This is a genomic window from Chryseobacterium sp. TQ-BC-N36, assembly GCF_058382295.1.
In genome coordinates, this window is sequence record NZ_CM178175.1 from 4,947,902 (window position 1) to 4,964,764 (window position 16,863).

General features: G+C 34.5%; 17 protein-coding genes. 15 read left to right on the top strand and 2 right to left on the bottom strand.

What is annotated here, in order from left to right:
• Nucleotides 1-200: 200 nt before the first annotated feature.
• A complete protein-coding gene (locus AC3FI7_RS22410) occupies nucleotides 201-629 on the bottom strand; it encodes a cold shock domain-containing protein (RefSeq protein WP_142724609.1) in 429 nt (142 codons plus the stop codon).
• A 684-nt stretch (nucleotides 630-1,313) separates the two neighbouring features.
• On the opposite strand from AC3FI7_RS22410, the gene AC3FI7_RS22415 reads away from it, so the two are divergent.
• Nucleotides 1,314-2,069: an SDR family oxidoreductase gene (locus tag AC3FI7_RS22415; RefSeq protein ID WP_142724608.1), complete on the top strand. Its 756-nt coding sequence runs from the start codon at nucleotides 1,314-1,316 to the stop codon at nucleotides 2,067-2,069.
• 73 nt (nucleotides 2,070-2,142) lie between these two features.
• Here AC3FI7_RS22415 and lgt read toward each other — a convergent pair whose 3' ends face one another.
• On the bottom strand, nucleotides 2,143-2,979 hold the full coding sequence (lgt, locus tag AC3FI7_RS22420; RefSeq protein ID WP_142724768.1) for a prolipoprotein diacylglyceryl transferase: 837 nt from the start codon (nucleotides 2,977-2,979) through the stop codon (nucleotides 2,143-2,145).
• 374 nt (nucleotides 2,980-3,353) lie between these two features.
• On the opposite strand from lgt, the gene AC3FI7_RS22425 reads away from it, so the two are divergent.
• The 14 genes from AC3FI7_RS22425 to AC3FI7_RS22490 all read left to right on the top strand — a co-directional run bounded on the left by AC3FI7_RS22425 (nucleotide 3,354) and on the right by AC3FI7_RS22490 (nucleotide 16,859).
• Nucleotides 3,354-3,677, top strand: coding sequence for a low affinity iron permease family protein (locus tag AC3FI7_RS22425; protein ID WP_142724607.1), 324 nt, complete (start codon nucleotides 3,354-3,356; stop codon nucleotides 3,675-3,677).
• A 410-nt stretch (nucleotides 3,678-4,087) separates the two neighbouring features.
• Nucleotides 4,088-4,783, top strand: coding sequence for a VIT1/CCC1 transporter family protein (locus tag AC3FI7_RS22430; protein ID WP_142724606.1), 696 nt, complete (start codon nucleotides 4,088-4,090; stop codon nucleotides 4,781-4,783).
• 244 nt (nucleotides 4,784-5,027) lie between these two features.
• A complete protein-coding gene (gene tssD / locus AC3FI7_RS22435) occupies nucleotides 5,028-5,441 on the top strand; it encodes a type VI secretion system tube protein TssD (RefSeq protein WP_142724605.1) in 414 nt (137 codons plus the stop codon).
• 220 nt (nucleotides 5,442-5,661) lie between these two features.
• Nucleotides 5,662-7,521 carry a type VI secretion system Vgr family protein gene (locus AC3FI7_RS22440; RefSeq protein ID WP_491460955.1) on the top strand — a complete coding sequence of 620 codons (1,860 nt, stop codon included), beginning with the start codon at nucleotides 5,662-5,664 and terminating at the stop codon, nucleotides 7,519-7,521.
• Between the two features lies 1 nt (nucleotide 7,522).
• Nucleotides 7,523-7,819, top strand: coding sequence for a hypothetical protein (locus AC3FI7_RS22445; protein ID WP_343660801.1), 297 nt, complete (start codon nucleotides 7,523-7,525; stop codon nucleotides 7,817-7,819).
• 135 nt (nucleotides 7,820-7,954) lie between these two features.
• Nucleotides 7,955-8,959: a DUF2931 family protein gene (locus tag AC3FI7_RS22450; protein WP_491460956.1), complete on the top strand. Its 1,005-nt coding sequence runs from the start codon at nucleotides 7,955-7,957 to the stop codon at nucleotides 8,957-8,959.
• Nucleotides 8,960-8,980: 21 nt separating this feature from the next.
• The gene (locus AC3FI7_RS22455) at nucleotides 8,981-10,807 is read left to right on the top strand and encodes a phospholipase effector Tle1 domain-containing protein (protein ID WP_491460957.1); all 1,827 of its coding nucleotides are present in this window, start codon (nucleotides 8,981-8,983) and stop codon (nucleotides 10,805-10,807) included.
• Nucleotides 10,807-11,511, top strand: coding sequence for a hypothetical protein (locus tag AC3FI7_RS22460; RefSeq protein ID WP_491460958.1), 705 nt, complete (start codon nucleotides 10,807-10,809; stop codon nucleotides 11,509-11,511). The genes AC3FI7_RS22455 and AC3FI7_RS22460 overlap by 1 nt, the downstream gene beginning before the upstream one ends.
• Nucleotides 11,512-11,600: 89 nt before the next feature.
• Entirely contained in the window at nucleotides 11,601-12,866 is a 1,266-nt protein-coding gene (locus AC3FI7_RS22465) for a glycoside hydrolase family 19 protein (RefSeq protein ID WP_491460959.1), read from the top strand.
• Entirely contained in the window at nucleotides 12,859-13,575 is a 717-nt protein-coding gene (locus AC3FI7_RS22470) for a tetratricopeptide repeat protein (protein ID WP_172617075.1), read from the top strand. The genes AC3FI7_RS22465 and AC3FI7_RS22470 overlap by 8 nt, the downstream gene beginning before the upstream one ends.
• Nucleotides 13,575-14,009 carry a hypothetical protein gene (locus AC3FI7_RS22475; RefSeq protein ID WP_142724597.1) on the top strand — a complete coding sequence of 145 codons (435 nt, stop codon included), beginning with the start codon at nucleotides 13,575-13,577 and terminating at the stop codon, nucleotides 14,007-14,009. The genes AC3FI7_RS22470 and AC3FI7_RS22475 overlap by 1 nt, the downstream gene beginning before the upstream one ends.
• A 67-nt stretch (nucleotides 14,010-14,076) precedes the next feature.
• Nucleotides 14,077-14,907, top strand: a complete 831-nt coding sequence (locus AC3FI7_RS22480; protein WP_491460960.1) for a tetratricopeptide repeat protein — start codon at nucleotides 14,077-14,079, stop codon at nucleotides 14,905-14,907.
• A gap of 282 nt (nucleotides 14,908-15,189) precedes the next feature.
• Nucleotides 15,190-16,134: a hypothetical protein gene (locus AC3FI7_RS22485; protein ID WP_343660809.1), complete on the top strand. Its 945-nt coding sequence runs from the start codon at nucleotides 15,190-15,192 to the stop codon at nucleotides 16,132-16,134.
• Nucleotides 16,135-16,283: 149 nt separating this feature from the next.
• A complete protein-coding gene (locus tag AC3FI7_RS22490) occupies nucleotides 16,284-16,859 on the top strand; it encodes a hypothetical protein (protein WP_491460961.1) in 576 nt (191 codons plus the stop codon).
• Nucleotides 16,860-16,863: the final 4 nt, after the last annotated feature.

The following is a 16,863-nucleotide window of genomic DNA, read 5'->3' on the forward strand; positions in this document are numbered from 1 at the left end:
CTTTTCAGGCAGCTTCTTTTTTCACTCTATTCTGGATTCCCGTATTCGTAGTTAAAATCATTCCATTCCTGGATACTGCACCCGTTTTTATAACTTAAATTTTTATATGTACAGAAAAGAGACTGTCCCAAGGGCAGTCTCTTTGTATATGGTTTAAAAATGGATCTGCTTCTACTGCAGAAACATTTTATAAGTACCTATTATTTAACAAGCTGAATTTCAACAGCAGAAAATCCTTTAGGAGATTTCTCTTTTTCGAAAGATACTTTGTTCCCTTTCTTTACCGGCTCTGCACAGTTGTTGTTGTGGAAGAAGATATTTTCTTTGGAATTATCTTCCGTAATGAAACCATATCCTTTTTCACTCAGGAAAGTAACAATTCCTGTTTTTCTTGGATCTTCTTCAACGATAGGTGCAGCACCCAACTGAATATCATCAAGGTTTACTTCCTGTCTTTGTTCAGGGGGAGTAGAAGTTAATCTTCCGAATTCATCTACGTACATGAATACGTCTTCCATGTCCTTCCCTTTGTTATTGTTCGTTTTACGTTCTTCGCGTCTTAGCGCCTTTTCTTTTTGCTTTTGAATTTTTTTCTTGAAATTTTCCTTTTTAGAAAAAGAATCTGCCATAAATTATTTTTAGTATTTAGTTTCTATAAATTAATTGGTTCAATCTGGCCCGCATGAGACCTATAAAGCCTGCCGATGTTTCCTGTCTTGGGTAATCCCAATCATACAGAGCTTTAAAATTCTGACGAGTATTGTTCTTGATAGAAGAATAAAAGTTAAAAAATATGGCTGCTCAAAAAGCAAGGACTGAATAAAAATATTCTGGTCGTTACAGAAAACAAAGTAAAGACTTTGGTTATAATGTACAAATATACAACAAATAAAATGAATAATCCTGTTTTAAATAATTGATTATCAGAAATGGTTTTACCTGATGTTTTATATTCTGAGGGCAACACCATAATGAAGTCAGGACTCATCATAAAAAAATCCCCAGAAACCTGAGGATTATAAAAAAATATATTAAAAATGAAGTGGTGGTGCGTGATACGGGAGGAAGGTATCAAATGTTATGCCTAAAATGGATAGCTGTTTGGGAATTATACTAAAGTGTTTAAATAAAAAAGAGAGACTCAAGCCGTATCTGACTGGTAAATAACATTCTATTAAAAAAGTATTGTTTACATAAAAATAGCAAATGTTTTTTCTGTAGAGGATTGATAAAATGAAATTTCCGAAAATTTCACCATGTTGAGACCGCTTTTATTATCCATCTTTGTCTCATTAACATTTAAAATAAAAACAATGTCAACACAAAATGTAAAAGGAAAAGTTGTTTTAATTGCGGGAGGCGGTAAAAACTTAGGAGGGTTATTAAGCAGAGATTTTGCAGCAAAAGGTGCTAAACTGGCCATCCATTACAACAGTGAAAGCTCAAAAGCAGAAAGTGAAAAGACGCTGGCTGAGGTACAGGCACTGGGAGCAGAAGCATTTTTATTCCAGGGAGATCTTACCAAGGTAGACCATATCACAAAATTTTTTGATGAAACAGTTTCCCGCTTCGGAGGAATTGATATTGCGATCAATACCGTAGGAATGGTCCTGAAAAAACCATTTTCAGAAACTACAGAAGCAGAATATGATACGATGTTCAATGTCAATTCAAAATCAGCCTACTTCTTTTTACAGGAAGCTGGTAAAAAACTGAATGATCACGGAAAAATCTGTACGATTGTTACCTCATTGCTGGCAGCTTACACCGGACTGTATTCCACCTATGCAGGGGCAAAAGCACCGGTAGAGCATTTTACAAGAGCAGCTTCCAAAGAATTTGGAGGCAGAGGAATTTCTGTAACCGCAGTAGCACCTGGTCCAATGGATACTCCTTTCTTCTATGGGCAGGAAACCGATGATGCCGTAGCCTATCATAAATCAGCATCAGCATTGGGAGGTTTGACAGATATTAAAGATATAGCTCCGCTGGTAGAATTTCTGGTAACAGATGGATGGTGGATCACCGGGCAGACCATCTTTGCCAACGGTGGCTACACAACAAGATAATCTATGGTAAATCCATTAAAAGAAACTCACTGAAAACAGCTTTCAGTGAGTTTTTATTGTAAAAAACAGAAGATTAAGTGGTTTTGATCTTTCCTTTCTCCAATATACTTTTGATGATAAAGAATAATCCGAGAAGAACAAATGGAATACTCAGAAGCTGTCCCATATTCAGGCTCATTCCGTGTTCAAATTCCACCTGGTCTACTTTGATGAATTCAATCAGAATTCTCATAATGAAGATCAGCAGAATGCTGATTCCGAAATAAAATCCTTTTCCGATAGTAAAGATGTTTTTCTTATAAATAAAGTACACAGCAAGAAAAATGATAAAATAAGAGATCGACTCATAAAGCTGTGCAGGATGCCTCGGAAGATTATCTACCTGACGGAAAATAAAGGCCCATGGAACATTGGCAGGAGTTCCTATAATCTCAGAATTCATAAGATTGGCAAGCCTTATAAAAGTTCCACCCAACGGAAGTACGATCGCTATAGCATCCAAAACAGTCATAAACGGGATAGAAAATTTTCTTGCATAGATAAGAAGCATGATCACCAGACCTATACCGCCGCCATGACTGGCAAGACCTGCAAATCCTGTAAAATGGTAGCTCCCGTCCGGTCCTCTCTGAATCGGTAAAAATACTTCAAGCGGATGGTGGGAGTAATAATCAAAATCATAAAAAAGGCAGTGTCCCAGTCTTGCTCCCACCAGAATTCCTATCAGTGCATAAGAGAATAAAGCTTCATGGGCCTGTGCACTGAGGCCTTCCTTTTTATAGATACGTTTTAAGATATTCAGGCTTAGAACAAGTCCTGCAAGAAATAGCAATCCGTAATATTTGATGGGAAGCCCTAAGATATTGACGATTTCGGGATTGATATCCCAGTTGATATATAATAAATTCATTGCTGCAAAGATAGGGAAATAGGATTTTTCGGGAAGAATGGTGCAGATCGGAAGTTCTATGATCTGAGTCATAAAGTGTTAGGTGTATATTGGCTATATTTGAAACTATACACACCACAAAATTTAATAGTATAAAATTCATTGTATCATTCATGGTACCTGCCGGTCTCTTTGTCCAGATTTTACAGGATTCGGCAATTTATACTTACAATGGACCGTTCGGTGTATGATCCGGATTCTAAAATCCGGGATTATTTAAGATATCAATAAGAAATTAAAAACAGGGATCAAGATTCACTAACCCATAATAATACTGTTATGGAGCATGGAGCAAAAGGATGGCTTGTTTTTTATAAATTTAAAAAATAACAGTTATGATTAAGCATATTTTAGACAGATGGCCGGATTGGCAGACCTATTTTAAGCGAAGTACCTTTTTGGGAATTGCAGGGCTTGCCATATTTTTTATCAGAAATGCACAGAATAAAGACATAAAAGCACTTCAGTATAAACTTAATGAATTGATTGAAGCAGGCAAAGATACAGAAAGGATAAAAGAAACAGAAAAGCTGACAGAAAATGAGCCGGATCAGCTTCATAACTTTTATAAAGATACAGAAAAACAGCGCAGAGAAAAAAATATACCGGATAATGACCGGCCGGAAAATCAGCAAATGCCCTATCATAGGTATAAATAGATTATCTTACACATTATTCCTTGCTAGTTCATTCTTTACTGTACTTTTATAATGTTGAGATTGCTTAAAGTATTATAATCATTATTTAACCACAAAAAGCACAGAAGTTTTTCAGCGCCAAGCCTTATGCGTAATACGCATCGCTAAGTTTTGTAAAAACCTTTGATTTTCATCTTATGTGAACTTTTCTGCGGTATCGTTTTAAACTTACTTAAGTGAACTCAAGTGTTTTAAAATGAAGCCTTTTGTGACCTTTTTGGCTGGGATAATTTTAAACAACTTTGATATTAATATTCAGAGATCAGTCTTTGATCAAAGAATAATATATTTATCCATAATAATGATACTTAATTTAAAATGATTCTTGATGAAACATTTGGTAACTTTAGCCTACCACCAAAATAAAAGTTATGCATCATCAGCTGGAGAAACATTATGTAAACAGGGTAGGCTGGCTTCGGGCGGCGGTATTGGGAGCGAACGACGGACTGTTGTCTACAACAAGTATTGTCATCGGGGTTGCAGCCGCAGAGCCGGAACGTCATATTATTATTCTTGCTGCGCTGGCAGGGATGATTGCCGGGGCAATGTCTATGGCAGCAGGGGAATATGTTTCCGTAAGTTCACAGGAAGATACGGAAAAAGCAGACCTGATTCGTGAGCAGATTGAGCTTGAACAGATGCCGGAAATAGAACTCAGAGAATTGGCTAAAGTCTATGAAAAAAGGGGCTGTACAAAAGAAACAGCAATGCAGGTAGCAATCGAACTTACAGAACATGATGCATTGGGAGCCCATGCCCGTGACGAATTAGGAATAAACGAAATAACACAAGCCAAACCTTTACAGGCGGCAATGGCATCTTTCAGTTCATTTGCTGTGGGAGCTTTATTGCCGTTTACCGTCTCTCTATTGGCTCCCCTTAAGCAAATGGTATACTTCCAATATGGGTTTGCCATTATATTTCTGATGCTTTTAGGAGCAATTTCTGCCAAAGCCGGAGGTTCCAATATTAAAATAGCTGTATTGAGAATCTGTTTCTGGGGAACTGTTGCCATGGGAATCACTGCACTGGTAGGACATATTTTCGGAGTTAATGTTGCCTGAAAACTAGTCTGACTGTATATAAAAAAAGAGTCTTCTTTCCACTGGTTTATCAGTTTGTATTTCTGCTTTATGGTGAATAATCTTCTGATTTACAATTGATATGTTGCCTAACGGGTGTTAGTCGTAAAAGTACGACACTTTTTCATATTTGTGTCTGAATTGTATTTTATTTCGTTCAATACTTCTAAATTTGGTGATATAACAACATCAGATCACAAAATATTAACGATTAAAATTTACAATCATGGCAGAAAGAAATTCAAGAGGAATCTTAAAATTCAACAACGGTGAAGGACAAAAATTATTAAAACTCAATTACAGCGTATCAAGAGCTACAGACGTATCCGGACGTGTAGCATCAGATCCTTCCAATGCATTGATCAAAATTACAGTAGAAGCTACTGAGAAGTCGGATATCCTTGAAAGTTTACTGAATGGTAAATATAAGCCGACTGTAGGAGAAGTTACTTTTAACAAATCTCACGAAGAAGGAACTTTAACAACATTAAAATGGACAAACGGTTATGTTATCCAGCATGAAGTAGATTTCGATGCAGTAGATGAAAACAGTATGTACATCAGTTTTGTAGTAAGTGCAGAGCAAATTGATCTTGGAAATTCTTCTTACAACGGAGGATGGCCTTCGTCTCAAGGATAGAATTAATGATCACATCAATATAAAAACAGAATAGTACATCAGGATACTGTTCTGTTTTTTTGTCAATATTCACCTGTAAAAATAACGACTACACTAAGATTTAGAAAAAATAAAGCTGATACTGTGAATTTTATATGGTGAAAAATTTATAATTTTATGAAAAATGTAATTTATTTTTAGATTTTTCTGAAATAAAAAACGTACCAAACACTTATATAATATGAATAAAAATATCTCGAATTCTGAAAAGATTTCAGAGAATCATATTCCTGGAATCAACCGCGTAGTGAAACTGGATATTGTGATTGAAGGCAAAGTCATCAAACACTTCAAGCATTTCCGTTTACAGCAGAGCGTGAAAAGTCACCACTATTTCGAACTCACTTTAGCTCACGATACTTTAGATGGAGTACAGAATCATGATCTGGAAGAAGCCCAGCAGTTTTTAGGAAAACGATTAACCGTTGTTTTTAAATATAAAGATGTGGAAGGAAGCCCGGAAAGGACTTTTGTAGGAGTCATCACCAAAGTAGGATTCAGTCAGGAAAATCACAGTCTGGGAAATATTGTGCTGAAAGGATACAGCCCAACCATTTTACTGGATGCTGCCCCACATAATCAAAGCTTTGGCGGGGATAAACCCGTAAATATGGGTATCATTGCTGAAGAAGTTATAAAGCAGGGAATAGAAAGCAGTAAGTTTGATGTGAAGATCAATGCAAAGGCATCCTCTCAGATCCTTTACAGCGCCCAGTATAATGAAACCCATTATAATTATCTCTGCAGAATGGCAGAAGCCTATGGAGAACAGTTCTATTATGACGGGGAGATACTGCATTTCGGTAATATGCCGCCCCAGAACAAATCTCTGGAGTTGATATATGGAAGCAATGTTTCCGATGTGAATGTAGAGCTGAAAGCGGTACACATCAAGCCTCAGTTTTACGGCTATAATAGCAGTTCCAACGCTAAATTGATTTCCGGAGAAACGCCTATAAAACATGTAGGTAACCTTGCCCAGACTGCCTATAAAAAAAATGAAGGAATATTCAAAACACCTTCTTTGCAGGTTGCTCCTATAAAAGCAGCCACTGATATGGATGTTGTTATTTCCCAGACGAGTCTGGCCGGCAGCAAAGCCGTAGAGGTATTTACCGTCTCCGGAGGAACTACGATTCCTTTTTTATATCCCGGATGTGTTGCTGATATCAATATGCGGAAAACCGACACCAATAAAACAGCTTATTTCACCAAACTGATGATGACGGAAGTGATTCATGAGGTAGATACTCTTGGACATTATAAAGGAAGATTTGAGGCCATCGCTTCAGACACAGGATATATGCCAACACCGGAATTTACTATGCCTATTGCACAGCCGCAGATTGCCACTGTAATATCCAATACTGATCCGCTGGGGCAGGGAAGAGTTACTGTGAGGTTCGACTGGCAGCTGCATGATACAACCAATTTTATCAGAATGATGGCTCCAGATGCCGGCGGCACAGATCAGATCACTCAAAACAGGGGGTATGTGGCCATACCGGAAGTGGGAGATCAGGTGATGGTAGGTTTCGTTCACAATCACCCGGACCGCCCTTTTGTAATGGGTGGGATGTTTCATGGAGGTACTGCTCTCGGAGGCGGGGCAGATAATCATTTGAAATCAATACAGACCAGAAGCGGAATCCGGATTTTAATGAATGATGCTGAAGGAAGTGTCAATATTATAGACCCGAGCGGGAATAATTATTTCATGGATGGGAAAGGTAATATTGTAGTAACTGCTCCTAAAAATATGACATTCAATGCAGGAGAAGACCTCAATATTAATGTAGGAAAGGATATGAAAACAAGTGTTGGTAACGACAATGCTGTTAATATCATTAACAATCATAAGTTTACCTCTAAAAACTACAAGCAGACCGTTAACGAAAATAAAACGATTAATGTGACTGGTGATTTAAAGGAAACAACGTCTACAACTACACACAAAGCAAAAAATGGTGATATTTTACTGCAGAGTTCAGGGGTCGCCAAAATGCTGGGGAAAATAGATGCTAAAGTGAACAAAGGATAATATGTTAAAAAAATCGTTGATCTCTTTCTTTTCATCTTTGCTGGCAGTAGTGGTGCTTGTCATTATTGAATTAAGTTTTATAGATATGACACAGTTTCGAAATGGAGATTATGCATGGGTTGCCCTATGGATGATTTTGGCATTTTTTCCGGTACTGTTTGCACTGCCGTTCTTTCTGACCTCTATCAATAAGAAAAATGAAATAGGAGACTTTGTTTTGTACTGTTTTTACTCTTTTGGAATATGCTTTATTACAATATCATTGATTTTAATAATTATTCTTCCTTTAATGGCATAAAAATAACTGCCACTAAACTATTTTTAAGGTTGTAAGATGTTTATAATGAATAAAATAATAAAATACCTGCTAAGCTTTTTATTTTTCATCCAGATCTCGTGTCAGGAAAAAAAAGAAGATCAAAAAACTAAGACTATGACAAAATATGAATGGACAGAAGGGACTTCAGCTCCCTTAGGTTATCCTATGGAAGTATACAAAGGAGGAATAGAATGTGAAGGAGGAGAATGGGTAGGCTTAGGCTTTGGTATTGTGCCTGGCAGTAATGCCTGGGGCTCAATCAATCATGGAATGGATAATGGCTTTAAAAGTCTTCCGGCCCGACTGGATTTCGTCTGGATGTCTTACATGGAAAACCAGTTTTACCAGTTAGATACGGATATTGATACAGAAAAAATAAGAAAATATTTTAGCCAGGGATTTGAAATAAAAGGAGCGAGTGGAAAAGTACAACATTTAAACTATAATCTTATTTCAGTTGGTATGGCACCGGGAGGTGTAGTGGTTGTTTGGGTGGCCGGAGTTGGGTGGCAAAAAGAAATAGGAAGATATCTGGGGAAAAAAATAACTATTCCGGAATCTGAAATTGCTAAACTGGATAGTCATGAAAATCGGTTTTGGCGAAAGGATTATTTGGATATGGTACATACAAGGGAACAGATTATTCCCAAAAAAATACAGGAAGAAAATAGAGGAAAACCCATACCATTGGGCCTGTGGGACGTTTATAGGACAAGGTTTAGTTGGAAAGTCATTTTTGAACTTCCGGAAAGCTCAAAATTGAACCCCTTGAGAGATGTTGGAATATCAATGATAAACGGAGAATGGGAACAATTTGATGCCGCAAAAAATCCTTTGTCGGACTATGTTTTGAGAGCAATTCCCAGTTCAATTTCAATGTCAGTATTAGATAAAGATAATAACAGATATGGGGCAGGATGTAATTTGGATGAAAAATCCAGCTTTGAGGCTTTTAACAAAGTTTTTGGTGATGATCCCAAAAGTACCAAAGCCGAATTGGTTATAAAAGTGAACGAAGCATTTAGCTTTTTTACGGTAAAACTAAAAGGGGAAAATGGTAAAGAAGCTTTTATTAAGACAGATAGTTTAGAAATGTTTAAATCGAAAAAGAAAAATTAAGAAGTTTCAAAATTTAAGATTATGGGAAAAACATTTGTGTACAATACAGGAAATAATACACCACCAATTGACGAACTGCATTTGGAGATAGGTGTTTTCTTTGATGGAACTTTGAATAATCTTAAAAATACTGAGCTCCGTCAAAAATATAAAGATGGCAAAAATAAAATTGAAAGCACCGATTCTGATGAAGTAGTTGCAAAAAAAGAAGAAGCTATAGAAGCTACTACTAAGCAACAGGAAAAAGAATATGATAATTTAGATCATAAAAAAAATCCGGATGCAGGATCTGAGTATGATCAGTATCTTAAAGCGATTCACAGAAGCCGCTTAGATAAAATGGGGGTTGACAACAGTTTTAGTAATGACTTTACCAATGTTGCCAGGTTATACAAGTGTTGTGAGCAGAACACTTATGCCATTTATATAGAGGGTATTGGAACGTTGGATAACCGTAGGGATGTAGATGACGGTTTCCAATACGGATCGGGTATAACAGGGGTAAGAGGAAAGGTAAGAAAAGGATGTGAAAAGCTGGCAGATAGAATTAAAGTCATCATTAGAAATAGTTTAAATGCGGATAAACAATTTACAAAAATATATATTGATACCTTCGGTTTCAGCCGTGGAGCTGCAGCCGCAAGGAATTTTGCCTATGAGATCAACGGAAAGAAAAGAGCCAAAGATGTGGAGATCAGAAAATCAAGAAAAGTGGTTGGCTATACCCAGTTCAATTCTCCTGAAGGCCCGGTGATGGTTCCTGAATATGGTGATATCTGGCTGGATAAAGATGATACTGAAGTAGACCCTCAGTTTATCATAGATGGTAAACTGCCGAAATTTGGTTTTCTTGGATATTACCTTTTGAGCAAAGATATTCTGACAAAAGAAGAACTGGAAGATTTAGAGCTGGATGTCCGTTTTATCGGGGTATATGATACCGTTTCATCATATGAAGAATATGGCGATATGGGAGGAATGAGACGTGTAGGATGGGAAGGAATGAAGCATTCTGTTTTGGGTCCCAAATATAATTTTGGAGATGATGTGGAGCAGTTACAGTTATTGAATCCCGGATCTTACTTTAAAGCAGTTCATTTTACAGCAGAAAATGAACATCGTGAAAATTTTTCGTTAACAAGGTTCCCGGGCAGTATTGAAAAAGAATTTCCAGGAGTTCATTGTGACATTGGTGGTGCTTATGAAAGCGGAAAAGAAACGGTAGATGAAATAGAAACATCCAATCATAAGCCGGTGTGGTTCCTCAATAAGCGCAGACAGCAACTGATTGATGAACATTGGTTTAATAAAGATCAGATAGAAATTAATAACAGTTTCCTGAATGTTTTAACGATGGGGGCTGTATACCGGAAGATTACCGGAATCCGCTTTCTGAGAAAAGAATACAGCTATATTCCTTTGCAGTTTATGGAAGAACTTGGAAAAAACCTGTATGATCACCAGTTGAACATAAAAACAGAAACCACCTATTCTATAGAGCACGATAATTGCCTGAGTCAGGCAAGAGATATTTTACATCATTATGTCTTTGACGGCGGGGAAAAATGGAATTTTAAACCGGATGAAGTAGTTGAAAAAGAAAGACAGGAAAGAGCGAGGGAAAGATTAGAAAATCCGGAGCCGGCACAGGAGCCAATACCTGATGAAGTAGTAGATAAAGACGGTAATATAATTAAAACAAAGACTCTGCAGGAGGTGGTGGTTACGGCTTATCACCCTCAGACATTGTTGAGAATTATGCGTAATAAATACCTTCATTGGTCGGCAAACAGGGACTGGATGGGTATGGATCCCAATAATGATTACCAAAGAAGAATATACCCTTAATGATGATTACTGTATTGGAAAATCTTCATCAGAAAACCTACAGGCTGGAAACAATCGTAACGGAGCAGCGGAATCCTGTTTATGCGGTCACCAAAAGCTATGCCCGGCAGATTGAGATCTATTATCTTGGAAAGGCCAGGGAAGAGTACCTGTTTCAGATTCTGGTGGTTGACTTCGATTTTTCGGATAACGATACGGCTATGGGAAGATTTATAAAAAAGATCAGTTATCTGTTTGACGAACTGGAATGCAGGGTTGATCATGAAGGCAATCTTACAGCAGTAGATAACCTGCTTTTTCTTCGGCTGAGATGGGGGAAATTGCAGGCTGAATTATCAAAAAACCATAAAGGGGAAGCCATAGATAGCTATTTCAGTCAGATCAGCAGCCTATTGGAAGATGAAAGCCGACTGATTGATTTTTTGACAGAATATAATATGTTTGGATTGCTCTTCAACGGTTTGCTGCGATCATTTGACACCCCAAGAAAAAGAATCTCTCCGGAAGGATTTACAGAAATCATGACACCTGAAAGAGATGGAGAGAAAATGATTTTAAAAATCTCTGCCCAAAATCTGGAACAGACGGGGATTGATGATTTCAGAGGAATATTTATCTGCAAAGGAAAACACTATGAAGAAGGTTTTGTAGAAATAAAAAAACAGAATTCTCACTTAAAACATTCATTATTATGGATAGGCTAAAGAACGAAGGAGAAGGCAATACTCCGGAAACCCAGAATCAGAATACGGCACAGGATAACGACAAAGTAAAGGCTGATAATAAGCAGAAGATGGATGACAAACGAGCCGAAAATGATGAAAAAGACAAAAAAGATGAAGGTTTATTATTGGCAATAGATGGGGCAAGAATAAAATTCAATGCCCATTTGGGAAAGTTTAAAGTATTGAATAATGTGCCGACAACACAAGATAAGCTTACAGGAACTGTCGTAGAAAAGCAAATACCCAATTTTATCTTTGATGATGGTTTTCAGATGATTTCCCTCACAGAATGGCAGGATTTTGGAACTGCAAAAGTGCAGGAAAACTTCGTGCTGCTAAAAAAATCTACTTTACCAGGAGTAGGAAAAATGCCAGGAAATATACCACCTGAATCAGGGAAAATAGAATTTGTAACCTCCGGACAGGTAAATGCTCCGGAAAAAATTGACCCGAAGGGAGCACCGGTACCGGAAGAGAAGGATGATAAAAAGTGTTATTGTGACAAAGAATTTACAGAAGATGATATAAAATCTTTCTATAAATCTAAGAAATTATTTACTGCAAAAAATTGTCCTTTACCTGAGGGAATGAAAACATATAAGGCTTTTACAGATGCTCTGAATAAAGCAATGAAGGATAATAATATAAATACATGTCTTAGAAAAGCTCATTTTCTAGCTCAGATTGAAACAGAGTCTGATAGGCTGAATACAACTATGGAATATGCCTCAGGATGGGATTATGATCATTCTACTCATCAGGAAGGGTATGACAGCTTTAAACCTTACGCTAATTATAAGAAAGATAAAAAGTTAAGCGCAGAACTTAATAAAAAATTTAATGCTCAGCAAATTAAACAAATCCAAAGAGCTTATAATAGATATAATGAATGTATAAAGCACGGGCATAATGTTAAAGGTTATGGACCAAAATATAAAGGAAAAGGATTGATACAACTAACATGGAAAGATACTTACGAAAAGTATTTTAAACATATTGGTAAAAAAGACTTAATTGATACACCAGAGGTTGTTGCAAATGATTTAACCTATACTTGTGATTCAGCAGCTTGGTTCTGGGATGATAGACAGCTTGGAGGTTATGCAGATAAATATGATCTTATTTTTATTTCTGTTAGAATAAATGGAGGTTTAAATGGCTTTGATCATAGGAAAAGTAATGTGAAATCCATTATTAAATTAATGAAAATAGAGCAGGATTGTAAAACAAATAAATTAAAATCAATAGGTACATATAAATATGAAACAAGCGATATTAAAAACCTCAAATGGGGTAAAAATAATAAGGCTAAAATTGAGAAACTTGATGATTAAACCATTTATATTTTTTATTTTTTTCACTTCCCACTTTGTCTTTTCTCAGGATATTGTAGGCAATTATTCACCTGTAGAATCAAAATGTAAACTAAATTTAAAAATAAATGATGATAATTCTTTTACTTTTAATGTTGGAAAAGTAAAAAAAAATAAAGGATTTTTAAAGGTTTCTAAAGAAAGCAATGTAACTTATCTTGATTTTACAGATGGTATATCAGGTATGTATGCAAATGACACAATTTCTATACAAAATTCTGGTAATTCAATGAATAAGTATACACATTTTAAAGAATGTAATGAAATGTACATCCATTTGGTCAAAAAAAGTTATTTCGATAATTTATACTCATTATTGTCTTGTCAGAAAAATCTTTCAGATTTTGTTGTTTCTTGTAAATTATCTGATATTAAGAAAATGATTATTGAAGTTCCAATAAAAGATAATAATATAGATCAATATAATAATCTTGCATATTATTTAGCTAAAACTAAAAACGGAAATCAGTTTGCTATCATTATATTAAAAGAAATAATTCAAAAATATCCCCATAGAACTGTTGCTTATTTAAACTTGGCAGATAGTTTTTGGATTGCTGGGGAAAAAGAGGAAGCAAGTCTTAATTATGAACAATACCTTTCTTTAATGAAATCCCAAAAAAATAATTCAAGAAAGATTCCACAATACGTTTTGGAAAGAGTGAAATAATGAATAAAAATCTAATAATATTTTTATTACTAATTAATTATATAGCCTATTCACAGACGAAAAAGGACTTGCCACTTATTTCTATTACAAAAGGTTGCCAATTAGGGTTTAATGAGTATAATAAAGAATTCAATATGTATCAAGAACCTTTTATTCTGAAAAGTGGTAAAAAGTATAAAATAAAAGGTTATGATAATGCAAATTATTCCGGAGGACAAATTTTAAGTATTTCTCCAAATAAAAGATTTATAGTAATGGATTATATTTCTAAGGGATATGTAGAAGACGGAACCAACAAAACATTATACGAGAATTATTTATGTGTTATTGTCGATGTTCTGAACAGAAAAGTAGTGATGGAACTACAAACAGACTGTGGAGGAAAATGGAATAAAAAAAATAGATGGGTTAATGAAGGTAAAGTAATATTTTGATAAAATTCTATTTGTATCAGTGGCGACAGAAGAGATGCTTTTGATAGAACTGTTAAAATATTTAAAGATGATAAATAAAATTTCTTTATTACTTCTGCTTTCGGTGGTAAGTTGTCATTCCCAAACGTCTAAAGTAGAGTCTTTATTAAAATCAAATGAAGTTGTAGCTCAGCTCCATAATGATTTTAATAATGATGGAACTCGTGATGATTTATATGTTTTAACATTGAAGAATGTTAAAGAGCCTGAGGAACTTACTCCAAGAAAGCTAATTATTGTTTTTAAGAATAAAAATAATGCGGAATTATCTACTTATGAAAATAATATGATTTTTCCATGTAAAGAATGCAGTGGTAAACCTGATATGAATATTGGCAATTTAAAGTTTGAAAATAATTTACTTTGTTATACAACTTGCATTGCTCCTGTTGATTCGGATAAATATTCTGTTATTGATTTTACATTAAAATTTTCAAACAATAGTTTTAATCTTTATAATTACAAAGAAAGTTATTTTTCGGTTGAAGCAGATAATGATGCCGCAATACAATTAGAGGCTGCTGATTTTTCTAAGACAAAATTTAGCTATTATGATTGGGTTGCAAACAAAAGCTGGTTAGATTATGTTATTATTTCATCCAGAAACATTACTAAAATAAATGATTTTGCTTTGAACCTTGAAAATATAAACCCTGGAGTATCGGTTAATGTATTACAAAAAGTCATTCAAAAATATCCTGATCGGGTAGTAGCCTATCTTAATATTGCAAACAGTTATTGGAACATAGGAAAAAAAGAGAAAGCTGTAGAAAATTATAAAACATACCTTTCTTTAATGAAATCTCAAAAAAAAGATATTAATAAAGTACCGAAATATGTGGAAGAAAGAATAAAATGATAAAATACTTATTCAATATATAATAAACACAAATGCCACAGAAAACATAACATGCATAAGTTTCATTTTTATGACTATAAAAATAGAATCAACAGTTGTTATCCTGAATATTCAGTTTCTTTTATGCGTAAAGAAATTGAGAAATTTATTGCACCAATATAGGAAGAGATTGATACAATAATAAGATTATATGCTTATCAAAAAAGTTAAAGCAATCTATCTGCTGATTTTTATATTAATGGGGATTAAAATGAAAAAGTAAAATTTTTTCTATATTAAACAATGAAAAAGTTAGCATATATATTATTCATTTTTACGGTGTTTTATACAAATGCCTGTGCACAGGCATCTAAATCATATAGTATTACCCATATTGTTAATAAAACTATTGACAAGGGAGAATATGTTGATGATAAAAGGATTGATAAAAAGGACAAGATAACTACAAGCCATCTTATTTACTTATTAAGTCCAAAAAAAGACAGCGTTGCATTTTACAGATTTACAGATGCGAAGTTATCAGAAAAGAAGGTGCCGGATTTATATACCCTGACAAAAAGAGAAAATATCCTTTTGTTAACTTCTAAGAATGAAAGCTATACCAACCAGCTTAAAATTGTGTTCAATGATAAAGATATGTCTGTTTTAGTCGGAGATAAAGATGTATTTTATTTAGACAGCCCTTATTATACCTATTTACAGAAAAATGTAGGCAAGGATTTAAACATTCCCGATCTTATTGATTTTTTGGAAGATTTCCTCACAGGATATAATCTTGATGATTTAAAATATATTTCATCATATGAAAAATATAAACATAAGGACTTTAAGATACTAAAGGGATATATGGAGTCTTACAGGACCCAGGCGAGTGATTATCTTGATAAATGGAATCTTAAATTCTTATATAATGATGCCGGTATACAGAAATATATGTTAAAAGAGTCTACAGAAGGAGATCAGGAAATAGAAAAAAAAATAATTTCAGCTGATAAAGGTTTTTTTACATATGCCAAACATGTCAATATAGAAAGCAGGCTTATTACGGATAGCAAAATTCTTATACATCCTGATAAAAATATCTATGACGAAAAAGTAACTTCATTGCAGACAGGATTAGGAAAAGAAACCCGATATGAAATTAAACAGATTTCTTATAAAACATTTCCAACCAAGGTATTTAGATTAAATTCAGCGAGTATTGCTAAAATAATTTCATCAAAATAAAGTATTTCTAAGATGTTTAAGGGTTAAAGATATTCAGGATGATAAATTATCTCAACATATTATGTATTTTTTTGTTTAGCTTTACTTCATATGCTCAAGAGGTCTCTATTTTAAAAGATTCGGTCTGTACTTCTAAGGAATGCTTCGAGTTGCAGGAGTTAAAAATAGGAACTAAGAATATCGGAATTTATAAGAAAATTCAAAAAAGCTATGATCTTTTTAACGGTACTTTTTTCGACAGTGCAGAGAGAAGACTGAACGCGAAAAAAGATACTTTAAAAAACTTAATTTCAACAAATTCACTGCGTGATAACCAATATGGATTTGAAAATTATAAAATTTATCTGAATAAAAACGGATTGCTTAATGTATCAGTACATATACAGTCTTATGGTTCCCCATGGGAAGATACAGTCTATTATTTCTTTGACGAAATGAATGATACCGAAGTTGGAGAAAACCTGTTCATCAATAAAAAAATGCTTTTGCAGGTATGTCGTAAAAAATTAAAATCAGATAAAAGTATATCATTTCCAATAAACAATCTCAATCAATATAAAATAAATGCAAATACATCAGGAAACATCACAGGAATAAACTTTATTTTTTACGATGAGAAGAATAGAACGAATAGTGGCTATCCTGAGTATTCAATTTCTTTTACATGGAAAGAAATTAAGAGGTTTATTGCACCACAGTATAAGGAAAGGTTGATAAAATATTAATATA